The organism is Cypionkella psychrotolerans (genome assembly GCF_001294535.1).
Taxonomy (GTDB): Bacteria; Pseudomonadota; Alphaproteobacteria; order Rhodobacterales; family Rhodobacteraceae; genus Cypionkella; species Cypionkella psychrotolerans.
On record NZ_LGIC01000046.1, the window covers coordinates 1 to 11,677 of the forward strand.

Consider the following 11,677-nt stretch of genomic DNA (forward strand, 5'->3'; position numbering starts at 1 on the left):
CAAAAAAGGCCGGGTATTGGTGAGATAGTCGCGAAGAACGGCTGCCGCTGGCTCCGGTAAAGTGGCCTCCCATGCGACCCCATTTTTAGTCATGTCTTCTGACAAGGCCACGATAATCGCACTCTTTGTGATCAACAGCGATTCGCCAATCTTCAACAACGTGAAGGACCGACGGCGTATTGGCATCGCTGCAAGCATTGCCACCATGGTTCCGTCCCGTTGCGCTTTCGCGCGCCCAAGCGGTGTGGTGGCAGCAGCGGCTTCTGGGCCCGCGTGACGAAGGCCCGCCTCCAAAAGGACGCGGCTAGAGAGAATTCTGCCTTGCTTGCGTTGGGGAGTTCCGCGGCCAACGGCGGGCTGCAACCCGCGCCCTACACGCCTATGGGCTGACCAATCATTGTTAGGCCCGGCTGCTTGAAGCACACGAAGTGTACCCCTCAAGAACATTGCCACACTTGCGGGATCAATGGTGATCATCGATGCCAGCCAAGCTTTGAGACGCGGCACGGTGGCGCGTTCAACCGGATGGGCATCCAGCGTCACAAAATCTTCCTGCCGGAGCCATTGGAGCCAACGTTCATATGCACACTGATAAGTATCCAGTGACGTTTGGCGCAGATGCGACAGCGCACCGCGGTCGTCGAACGGCCCACCTTGTCGCTGCAGATCGTGCCACATCTGCTGATCAGTGGCGGGCCATTCCGAAAACGGCAGGGACATCCGCATTACCGGCCACCTTTCTTGGCTGTAAGCACCTTGCCAAAGGCTTCAAACACCGAGTGCGCTTCCAAGCCAGTATAAAAGCTAATGGTTTTGCTCACAGACGAATGCCCCAACAAACGCCGCACGGCCTCGTATGACCCGGGATTGGCGTCCAGCCACAGCATTGCGGCAAGATGGCGGAACAAATGCGCATTCATCGCGATACCCGTCTCCTTGCGTATCCGCTGGGTCAAGCGAGTGGAAAGGGTGCTTTTGTCCACAGAACTTGTCCCATCACGGCGCGGGAACAACCAAGGCGTATCGAGCGGGCAAAGCAGCGGAGAGCGATTGGCCAAATGCTTATCAAGCATCACGCGGACATCGCGCGGCACCTCAAACTCCATAGGACGATGATTTTTGATCTCGTCCTCGACGAAGTTGAGGAACAGACGACCGTCTCCGGGGCGCTGAAGGTTCTGATAGATATGAATTGCGGAAATGTTGCCGATCCGCAAAGGGCAGGCCAGCAAGATCGCGATGGCAAGCGCGTCCTCGCGCGCAAGCGCCGTAGCTTTTGGGTTCAACCTGCGGCTCATTGCGCAGAGTTTATCGGGCAGCTCAAGCAGGCGACGCAGGGTCGCGTTATCCCGCAACACGCGCAAGCGCTCTCGGTTTTTGGTTGTCATACCTTTTTGTGGAGGCTTGGCGACGCGGCGCGCCAATGCGATAAGGCCCGCCCGAGCATCTTCAGCCATGTTCAACCTGCCAGCGCATGCAATCAGAATGCCCGCCATATCGTCGATCACAGTGTTGGTTTTGTTGTCATTGCGGGCAACCATGGCCTGAAGGCCGCGTTTTGCAGTGCTTGGCTCACAAATGGCCGCGACAGAGTTGATTTCTGCTTCTGGGACGCCTGCTCTAATCAGCTCAGAGGCAAAGCGCTTCAGCATTGCCGTGCGATGTTTGATCGTAGAAGCCGCAAGAGCGCGCGTGGGACCCTCGTCGGCGAAAAGATCGGGCTTCGCGCTGAGGTGCATAAATTGAGCCAGATCGGCAAGAAACGCTGCGGGCATCGCTTCGTCAGGAAGTTTGATCACGTTCTGACGCTTTGGCACCACCAAGTTGATCTGCGGCCAGCCATCGATGCGCTTTGTGGCAAGCGTCCACGCGCAGACTGCATCGCGCCAGCTTTTTTCTGGGCTCTTGGCGATCTCGTCTGCCTTAACCGCCACAAGGAAGGCGTCTGCATGTGCTTGGGTCACCCCGTCAGGGGCAACTTCAAGGATGTTGAGGAAGTGAACGAAGCGACCAAGCCCGGCGGTAAGTGTGCGATCGTCCGAGGCAAGCACCGCCTGCCACAGCAGCTTCCAACCAGGCTGGAGATCATCAATATGCCGGTTCCGGCGCTTGACGATGCCGAAATGCGCCAGCGCCGCACGCGCGTTGCTCACCACGTTCTGCCACGTCTTATCTGAGAGCCGCAACGCTGCGGGCGCAACTTTGGACAAGCGCGGCTGCAGCCAATGCGGGTCGGCGATCGTATCCTGGGGTTGGCGGCCAAGAGCGTCTGCGACACGGCGCAAACCCGAGATAAGGTCGCGTTTGCGCACGTCGTCGAGGTCGGCGGCAACCTCAAGGCGTTGAATAATGTCGGCGAAGGTTTGCGTCCCAATGGGATGCATGGCTACCTCGATCAGTTTTGCGTCGATGGTCTTCATTTGGAGCTCCTGAGTTTGGGTCACTTGGGGCCTCGGGCGGACATCCAGTGACAGGTATAGACATTCGGGAAGACAATAGCAAGAAATCTGGGCCGAATATCTGGTTTGCGTATTCCCGACAGCTTCGTAACTTATTGACTTATATGGACATTGGTGGACACTGCATCTTACAGGCGTTGCGCCTTGCGGTATGTCTCGTGCGCCTGCTTGGTCACCCGCAAAATACGGACGCCGGGGCCAATGTGCAGAGCTTGAAGCAAGCCGGTTTTGATTGCCCGGCGCACAGTTTTCTCCGAGCAGCGATCCAAAGCCGCGATCTCTTTAACTGTCAGAAGTTCGTCAGCGGTGTTGCTTTTGGGCGGCGGCTTAGTCGACATTGGGATCATCCTTTGGATCAGGTTTGCTGACACCGCACGCTTCCCGCGCAGCTTGCTGCGCCAACAGGCGGACAAGCTGATGCAACGCGTCACTCAAGGTGCGCGCGTTTGCGCTAGTCTCTACTGGGGGAGTGGGGCGACATGTCATCGCCTGACCATGCACATCAGCCCGGTCGCAAGATATTCCGCTAATTCAGAAGAGTTTTTGAGTTACGTCGAGAAGAGGACTCAAAGGAACCTGTGGCCGAAGCTCAAATAGCTTTTTCTCCAACGCAGAAAGTTCATGTGGCGCGATTGGTTCAATGCGGCTCATCACGTCGCAAATGAACTCTATAATGCCATCTTCTGGCGGGATGGCGCTCGACACATCGCCATTTTTGCTATCCTGTGGGAGGTAAATACGGTTGTTTCGGCCTAGCGCGTCGCGCCAAATCCACATTAGCCTGATCAAGAGCCAATTCCGCGCAGCATCTGCCGGCACACCTTTCTTTCGGGTTCGCGGGTCCAAGCGAACATTCGCCTCGACCGCTCTATCTGATATCGTAAGCCGCTTGACGATCTCATCAAGACGGCCGAAAAATAAGCGCAGGCGGCGATCTCGGCGGTATGCTTCAGCTAAAGCGCGCTTCCACGCCTCGGGATCTTTACGTAAGCTTGGATCAGGCTGATCAATTTCTTCCAACAGGTCGTGCAAGAATGCGTGCAGACTTGGCGTTCTAGGTCCAAGCGGCCCTAAGCTTTCTGGAGTGGTATATGGTGAGGGTTGTGCCATGGAAGGAGTTCCCCCCTTAGCCAGTATCGCCAATTTTTGAGCCGCGTTCTTCATATCATGGAGCCTGTTGAAGCCCTCTGATGTGGTGGGTGCCGCTTGAAATGACCGAAGCCCCAGAAAGATGTTTGCAGCCACACCGACGAGTACTGATAGAAGCGGGAGAGTAGACTCTTCAGCTTCGAGATCGACGATTATCGTTAGCCTCGTCATGTCTGGGATAGTGTCTGATAAAAATCCATACCAATTAACGAATGGCGGTAAGCCATCCGCAGGACGCCATGAGGTGCCTTCAAGAAGGTCCTCGCGCAGAGAAATTTCTATTCTTGGTTCCTCAGTCGAGGCAAATGGGTTTTGCGCTGTGGCGCGTGTTTGCCGCCGTGCCATTTGGTCGACCCCTTAGTGGTTGGGCGATGGAATGCTTTGCATCCAGCCCTTTTTTGTCTGCTAGCAGTAGGTTGGGTAAGCATCAATTTGACATAGCGAAGTTTTCGCTATTTGGTCGATGAATATAACAGGGTTTACAACATAAACTGCGATGGATTTTCATATCGGGCCTGATTGTGGCGTCCAGTCTGTCCCAGTGAGCATCTGGAGAATTTGCGGCTCCGACGGCTAAATAACCCCCTTTAAGTGAAAGGTCGTACTGCATCGTGCGTCGGGCCGACCCGATCTGGAGGTCGCCTTCTGAAATTCTGGATGAATCCTCGGCGTTTCACCGCTTCTGACAGTTTTGGAAAGCTCGGTGGTGGTTGATGCCAATGATGACCACGCCGCCGAGACAAGGTGAACTGTCCAGCGGATTCTGAGCTCGTCCCATCGTCCCATCGCCCCCTATAGCAGGCCAAATTATTGTTTTCATATCTTTTTTTCATAATACGTTTCAACGTCTCGCTCGACGACTGTGAAGTGGCCGGGTGGAAGGCGTTGACGTATAGGAACGGCTTGACATCGTGCCCGCCCAGTTCCGCGTGATCGTGACCCGCCGCCCTAAATACGCCTGCCGCTGCTGCACCGACGGCTTGGTTCAAGCGGCTGCACCGGCGCGATTGATCCCCGGTGGCATGCCAACCGAAGCGACAGTGGCCGATGTTCTGCTCAGCAAATATGCCGATCATCTTCCCCTCTATCGCCAGGTACAAATCTACAGCCGCCACGGTGTTAATCTCGACCGCTCGACTCTTGCTGACTGGGTGGGTCGTGCCGCCTATTGCTGATGGCGTAGATGCCCCACTCGCCAGCTTCGTAATATGTCATGCTTTCACATTGGGTTCCTATTAATCAGGGAGGAGAATCATATGTCGGAAGTCACAATCATCGGCGTCGATCTTGCCAATTGCGTTTTCCAACTTCACGGTACGCAAGCGGATGGGTCGTTGCCTTCCAGAAGAAACTTTCGCGGGCGCAACTATTGTCATTTTTAGCCAAGCAAGGAGGATGCTGCGTCGCGATGGAGGCTTGTGCGACGGCACATGGGCGTCTAGCTGCCCAAGCCTGACTGAGGGAGCTGCTGATTGTAGAGGGCCACATAGCGGTGCAGCGTGGTCTCCAGTTCCTCGCCGGAATGGAAGTGGTGTGATCGCAGCACCTCTTCGATGCGGCCGTTGAAGCGTTCCACCATGCCGTTTGTTTGGGGGTGCTGGGGCGGGGCGAGGCGGTGTTCGATGCCTAGGGCGGCGCACAGAAGGTCAAATTCGTGCCTGCCGGTGGCGCTACTTTTGCGCAGACCTAACAGGCGGTCGGTGAACTCCTTCCCATTTTCGGTCAAAAACGTCCTGACCCGGCTTGGGCAGGCGCGTTCCAGATCGCGCAGGAAGCGACGGGCATTGGCCGCGGTCTTGGATTTGAAAACCCGGATGAACACCCAGCGGGTGGCTCGGTCAATCGCCACAAACAGGTAGCGTCGCGAAGGTTTCGTCCGCCATTTGAGGCAGATACTTCACGTCGACATGCAGATAGCCTGGCTCGTAGGCCCTGAATGCCTTGTGCTGGGGCCAGTGGTCGCATCCCTGCAGATCGCGCAGGGATGCGACCCCGTGCCGTCGCAGACAGCGGTCAAGGACAGATCGGGAGACGTCCGCATTCAGGAACTCCCTGACCACCGCCAGCAGATCGTCGATCGACACCAGCAGGATCTTGCGAAGAACCAACGCCACCGCCTCTTGCGCCGGGGTCAAGGTGGTTTGCAGCCGGTGCGGCGTGTGGCTGCGGTTCATGAACGCTGTCGCGGTGCCTCCACTTGTAGACGGTCTGCTCGGTCGTGCCGAAGCGCGCCGCGAGGGCTGACGCTGGCTCCGCGCTGGCCTGAATCGCCCCCCGCACCTTGGGTGTCGTCGTCGCCTGCTTGTGAAGATGGATCAGCATCGCTGCACCCCGTCCCGAATGTCCCTCAGAACCGATCTTGCCATGAAAAACGAAGAGCGCCGAGGGTCTATGTGATCATCCGGGACGCAACATCTCAGCAACATAACATTTTCGATGTCTCAAACAATATGCTAAATCGGTGTTTCCTGCATATAACCCCAAAATCCTTCGAGAGTTAGTTCGTTTAGCATATTGGTCGTAGAAACTCCTGGTTCGCCAGAGCACGCTAACCCCACGATCTTTCCATCAGCAGTAGTGGTCATTCCTCCACTCATCCCTGGAGTACTGACCGCAGATGATGCCATTGCCTGCTGCTGCAAGTTATGACCAACAACTTTACCTGTGGAGGTGACAAGTTGATCACCAGGTGCGTTATTTTTTGTTGCAACATTAGGTAACGCAGTCCGTCCTGGGTATCCACTATTAAATATGATATCGTTATCTGCGATGTCAAACACAAAAGGGGTGTTGATTTTTGGAATTAAATCGATTGGTGATCTCATGGAGGTATATTCAGAAAATGCAAAAAATAGCTCGATTTGGTTTTTTACAGTAAATTTATCCGTTAATATAAAGTCCAGCCTCGGATCTGTATTAATTTTTGATATTTTCATTATGTTTTCTTTCGATTTTGCCGAGCTGTAAATAAGTTCCTTTCTATAGTTCAGTAATTCAATTGGAGGCGATAATTTTTCTATTGAAGTAGAGTTTTCTTTGGCGGCAATAACTAACCAATTGTGAATCATGTGGCGACAAGTGTAAAAATCAGTGCCATTATTCACGAATCCAGAACCAGTCTCTTTGGTGCGAAATATCGGACATCTTTTCAAGCCTTGATTTCGGCAGGTCTCTATTTGGAACGTCCGCGCATCATCACGAATACGAGGAACTTTGGTTGTTGTTTGGTCATTCACCATGTCGACAACTTCATAATTGTCCTTGTCTTTCTCAAGCAGGGTTACAGTCAATATCTGGAAGACTGAAGACATCGCCAGTTCTTTGAGCGGAGACGATACGTCATATATTGACCTATAGCCTGCCCAATCGCCTCTAGTAACGGCCTCCCCGGTCTGAAAACACCAATTTGCTGAAGCGGCTTCAGTCAGGTCAGGTAATATTTTGGTAATTAGATTAAAACTCGATGCGGCTTTGTTGGTTTTGTTTCCAATTTTGCCGTCTGCCTGTCCAACATCGTAACCAAGCACGGCAAGATTTCTTTGAAGGCATTCAACGTTTTTTGATGTTTGCGCATGCGCAAATTCTGATGGTACAAGCATGAAGAATGCCATTGCAAAAAAGCACGAAATTCTCATATTTTCCTCGCTGAAGGCTCCAATTTCGACCATACAATAGACTGATGTTGCTGTGCAACGCACGTTTGAAGCGTGACGCCACATTGAGTTTATGCCATGCGGACGATCTTGATGATCCCGACTGCGCTGCAGCGTTGATGCGAACGAGGCCGATTTGGACTTTGGCAGTTTGGGTGTCGGGATGGTTTGCTCCATTACCCGGTAGATGTTCGCCTTCGAAACGCGTGACGGTTTGCCTCGATCCGGCTCCGGGCGTGATATCTCGTTTAGCGCTTCCAGAACGCCCTGCTACACTGCCGGGCCACGCGCCTGCGGGGGCCGAGATGGCGCGGTGTTAGTTTTGCGCGCCGATTGACACTTATCTCAACACGTTAGTTTTTTCCAGATATCTGTGTCGTAATTACAATTTCTTCGATCTTTCTCAAAAGTTCGGAATTTTGACTATTGCTGCCGAGCTTCCAAAATCCGAACTTAAGAAATCCAAAACCAACGTTGTTTTTTGAAGGTGCAGATTTTGAGAGATCCGCTATCGATTTAACGATCTTTTCCAATTCCCCGATCCTACTGTTTTGCTCCTGTAACGTCGAGTGGATTGTGCCACCTCGATGCATCGATCTATATTCCCCAGGCTCAACTAAAGGCTGAGCTTGGTCAAATTTACCACTAGACTCAGGTTTTGAGCTCAAGTGGCGTTCAAGTATTTGTAAGTCTCTATGAAGATCCACAGTTGGGATGCTACCCTCTGTATCGTCCCGAAGCCGCGAAGTACAATAGGGTGAAAAAACGACGCGAGAATCAAGCAATCCCCCAATCAAACCAATTCTCTCAACTTCGTCCTTCCTCCACAAGCAAGCGAGTACCACGTACAAAAAAGCTGAGAATAATGCTGGATTGCTGTTTAAGCCGTAGAAAACAGTCTGAAGGCCGGGTGCGTGGATGCTGAGTTCGTCGACTACTTCCTGCAGTCGGTTGATGATATCTTTCTCGTTTTCCGTGAGATCCTTACTGCCAGTGAGGTTACCTCCACTACTGGGACGGGTGTGGAGCATAATATTGTCCGACAGGCCCAATAGATCACTCTTCGCATTAAATGAAGGATCTGTCTTCCCCGAACTATCTGGAATGGAACTGCCAGCAAGGCTTCGAAAAAATGCGCTTAAGAAACCTTGATTACGGATAGCTCCAACAAGATTAGAAAATTCGTCCTCGACATCCACGACTGACGCCCCCTGAAAATCTTCCAGATTTCTAGAGGTCAACTCGCCGTAACGGCCACGCATATAGAATACGTACAAAAGCAAAACGCCAAAACCGTATATATCGCTGGCGATTCCCCAGCGCCACAGAACCTTAAAATCAGCCATAGGCTTGTGGCCTCGCTTGGAGAAAATTTCGGCTATACTCGACTCCACTAAAAACTGATTGCTGTATATTTTCCATGATTTGTCAACTATAAGTTCAGAGTCCCTGACCTCGTCGATCCTGAAAACAAATTCGCCGCCTACTACAAGTCGATCTCCCCTCTTCAATAGAGATAGCCTACCACTTGTTCCATTGGTAGATTGTCTTAATCTAATTGCTTGGGCGGGGCTAAGATTACTGTCGCGAAACATCAAGCTTATGGAGAATCTCTTTTTTCCTTCAGCATCGTCGAAAGTATTCATTTGAGCGAAATCATTTTCCTCCGACTCATGCGTAAGTTTCTCCCAAGAGTAAAAAATTGAACGCCGGAGGCTAAATCCTAACCTGCGCTCTCTCGCTAGTAGTGAGCCAAGTCCAATATCAATCCACTTGCACTCACGCGGTTCATGATTTCTCACGAACATAACGTTGGCAGGGCGAACATCACCGTGAGCATTTGCAAAATCTTCAGTTGGATTTGTGAGGTGTATTGCGCTCAGGCCGTCACAAAGGCGGCTGCACATTTGTAGCCATCCGTGAAGCGGAAGGTCCCGAAGTTGCTGCCAGATTGGGAGCAAGCGTCGATCCTTGCCTTGCGTATGCTGTACAGAGGTTCTCGTTACGACACCCACCAGAGAACGTTGTAAATCTGCCGACAGCCAGTCACTAACCATATAAGGCAAGCCGATGAACCAGCCGCTGGCGCTTTCATTGACGTAAAAATTCTCAACCGCTTGACGATCCAGTGAAATTGTTCCGGCCCTTTCGCTGCGTCGCTTTTCGTTGGTAATTGTGGGAACGTCCTCCGCTAGATATACTGGAGGCATTTGAAACTCTTTGCCAACACCTCCGGAATTAGCGGCTCCCCGTGCTATAGCTCTGTTTTTTCTCAATAGTTCAGAAACTGAAGCAAATATATCTGAAGGGCTCTCACCGCGGTTGCGTAGCGCAAGTTCCAACGATTCGGGCCAAATAAATTTGTCACTTATCAGTCCAATTTTTAGCGAGAGGCCTGGACCCATACGGAAAACAGGTATAATTGAGATCTGACCTTTGTCTTTTGAGATATCTAGGCCGAGTTCATCTCCCGAATCAGTTGCAACAATATTATGAAAACAACCCAGTTCTACAGGTGAATGTAGCGCAGCACGACCATTTAAGGTAGTCGACTGAATGTGCTCCAAGTAGCAGGTTTCTGCATTTTCAAAATTTTGGATCCTACTCCCGGTCGACATTCTTGGAATTCTTATTGCGAAGTTGGGAGCGTCTGTTCCAAGGGACTGAGGGTCTCCTGACCTACGCGCAAATAGAACTATGGCAGTTGTGCCTTCGCCAATGGGTCCAAGTACGCTACCATCGCTTCGCTCCGCGAAGATAGAATAGTTTGGGGTAATCGGAATTCTTGCACATTCATTGTTATCTAATTTTTTTTGTAGAATATCGAGATCAGTTTGACTACCGTCAAGACGAATTTGCTCCTCGGAGCTTATTCCGCTGCGACGGGCCATCATCGCTTTCGTCGCTGGTTTAGAAGGGAGTTCCTGCCCGCTATCCTTCAAAGTACTAATAGGAAAGCCTATTTTTTTGGTTTGAGTGGGGCGAGTGGAAAGTAGTTGCTCGCGTTCCAGATCGATAAATGAATTTGGAGAACCGTCGCCGACAATCTGATTTTGCGTGGGCCGATCCAAAACAGCATATGTGTCGGAATATTTTTGAACAAGTTCGGAAAGGATTCTCTTTGCTTTAAGTTGCACTGGCGAAATTGGAGTCTTATTTGAAGTTGCGAAATCTTCAAACCATTTCGAAATCAGTTCAGATTTGAGGCAGCTTAACACCGCTCTAGTATCAAGTATCTGCTGGACAGCTACTAGTTCTGAAGATGAATAAGAAGTATTTGTAGATCGAGTCAGAACTAGATACATTATTTTATACAGTGAGTTACCGCAGAATATTGTAAGTTCCGTCTGATCTGCGTTTTCTCCTACTTCAATTTGCTTTGCGAAATCTGCATAATACGGTGGATAACTATCTAAATTGTTGGAGTGCCGATAATCCTTTACAAAGCCTACTGAAGAACTGACAAGAGCTTGCAGCAAGTTATCCTCTGGGTAAGTGTTCAACGAGTTCTCGGTACTATAAAATTTTGCCATGTGCATTCGGGTTGACGCCAGAAATATATATCTGGATATGAAGTTTTGGTGATTGGTATGCGAGCTAAGTGTCTCTAGCTCTATAGCATCAACCGCCTCACCTCGACCTTTGAGCAATTTTCCTATTACGATTCTTAAATTGTTTTGATATTCTATCTGAACGTTGTAGTGGTGGGTGAAAGTCATCATTGAAGCCTCGCTCGTTATCCGACGGAATGATGCACGTTTTTCTAATATGCAAAGTAGAGCATTGAGTGGATATGGTGTCAACTCCGGCCTTCAAATAATTGTCTGGGATGGGGTAATCCTCCCCGAATCACCACGTTTTCTTGTTTTGTTTCCGCCAAGTGGATTCCGCCTAGCTTCCCCGGTGAAAACGCCAGTCGCTAGCGAACCGCCGCACTGCGCCCCCCGCATACAAACGGGGCTGGGGAGGAACCGTGCCGGGGGAGGGGGCGATGGGCCCGCAATAAAGAGGTCGCGAAAATGTGGATGCTCGGCAACAACACGGCGCTTGGCAGCATTTGAAAGGTCAGCTAAGGGCTAAGGGCGGCCTATCGACATTGCCTTCCTTCAGATGTGAGCGAACTACCTGCAGGCGTTTCTCAAATTGCGAATTTGCGTATTGACCTGCCCCCCGGAAGTTCCCTCGATCTGATGTAGAGTCTGCCCATCCCTGAAGGAGCAGACGAATGAGGAAAAGCCGTTTTACCGATGCGCAGATAATCGGGATGATCAAAGAGCAGGAGGCTGGTTTGCCAACCGCTGAGCTATGCCGAAAGCATGGATTGAGCCCCGCGACTTTCTACAAGCTGAAGGCCAAGTATGGTGGGATGGACCTGTCTGATGCCAAACGTCTTAAGCAGCTTGAGGATGAGAACAG

At 51.4% G+C, this 11,677-nt stretch carries 7 protein-coding genes and 3 pseudogenes; 3 read left to right on the top strand and 7 right to left on the bottom strand.

From position 1 onward, the window contains the following. The 4 genes from AKV04_RS09970 to AKV04_RS09985 form a co-directional block, all read right to left on the bottom strand. On the bottom strand, nucleotides 1–720 hold a 720-nt coding region (locus AKV04_RS09970; RefSeq protein WP_156317458.1), incomplete at its 3' end, for a hypothetical protein. Between the two features lie 5 nt (nucleotides 721–725). Further along, nucleotides 726–2,420, bottom strand: coding sequence for a site-specific integrase (locus AKV04_RS09975; protein ID WP_054006298.1), 1,695 nt, complete (start codon nucleotides 2,418–2,420; stop codon nucleotides 726–728). Nucleotides 2,421–2,587: 167 nt separating this feature from the next. Then, entirely contained in the window at nucleotides 2,588–2,830 is a 243-nt protein-coding gene (locus AKV04_RS09980; protein WP_235815596.1) for a helix-turn-helix domain-containing protein, read from the bottom strand. A gap of 160 nt (nucleotides 2,831–2,990) precedes the next feature. Next, nucleotides 2,991–3,953 (bottom strand): hypothetical protein, encoded by a 963-nt coding sequence (locus AKV04_RS09985; RefSeq protein ID WP_156317459.1) that lies wholly within the window; start codon nucleotides 3,951–3,953, stop codon nucleotides 2,991–2,993. Nucleotides 3,954–4,504: 551 nt separating this feature from the next. Between AKV04_RS09985 and AKV04_RS09990 the strand changes: the two are divergent. Together AKV04_RS09990 and AKV04_RS27830 are read left to right on the top strand one after the other, a co-directional pair. After that, a pseudogene (locus tag AKV04_RS09990) lies at nucleotides 4,505–4,777 on the top strand (IS66 family transposase); the annotation flags it as partial. 87 nt (nucleotides 4,778–4,864) lie between these two features. Next, nucleotides 4,865–5,040, top strand: a pseudogene (locus AKV04_RS27830) (IS110 family transposase); the annotation flags it as partial. Nucleotides 5,041–5,049: 9 nt separating this feature from the next. Here AKV04_RS27830 and AKV04_RS25520 read toward each other — a convergent pair. From AKV04_RS25520 to AKV04_RS26160, 3 genes and pseudogenes are all read right to left on the bottom strand, one after another. Beyond that, a pseudogene (locus tag AKV04_RS25520) lies at nucleotides 5,050–5,930 on the bottom strand (integrase core domain-containing protein); the annotation flags it as partial. A gap of 131 nt (nucleotides 5,931–6,061) precedes the next feature. Then, on the bottom strand, nucleotides 6,062–7,276 hold the full coding sequence (locus tag AKV04_RS26155) for a peptidoglycan-binding domain-containing protein (protein WP_162232856.1): 1,215 nt from the start codon (nucleotides 7,274–7,276) through the stop codon (nucleotides 6,062–6,064). Nucleotides 7,277–7,614: 338 nt separating this feature from the next. Further along, on the bottom strand, nucleotides 7,615–10,980 hold the full coding sequence (locus AKV04_RS26160; RefSeq protein WP_156317461.1) for a protein kinase family protein: 3,366 nt from the start codon (nucleotides 10,978–10,980) through the stop codon (nucleotides 7,615–7,617). A gap of 506 nt (nucleotides 10,981–11,486) precedes the next feature. On the opposite strand from AKV04_RS26160, the gene AKV04_RS10010 reads away from it, so the two are divergent. Beyond that, the coding region (locus tag AKV04_RS10010; protein WP_054006303.1) for a transposase at nucleotides 11,487–11,677 on the top strand (191 nt) is incomplete at its 3' end.

What these genes read in the sequence shown, in the direction of transcription:
- AKV04_RS09975 (WP_054006298.1), bottom strand. Translation starts at nt 2,420, where the DNA reads ATGAAGACCATCGACGCAAAACTGATCGAGGTAGCCATGCATCCCATT.
- AKV04_RS09985 (WP_156317459.1), bottom strand. Translation starts at nt 3,953, where the DNA reads ATGGCACGGCGGCAAACACGCGCCACAGCGCAAAACCCATTTGCCTCG.
- AKV04_RS26155 (WP_162232856.1), bottom strand. Translation starts at nt 7,276, where the DNA reads ATGGTCGAAATTGGAGCCTTCAGCGAGGAAAATATGAGAATTTCGTGC.
- AKV04_RS26160 (WP_156317461.1), bottom strand. Translation starts at nt 10,980, where the DNA reads ATGACTTTCACCCACCACTACAACGTTCAGATAGAATATCAAAACAAT.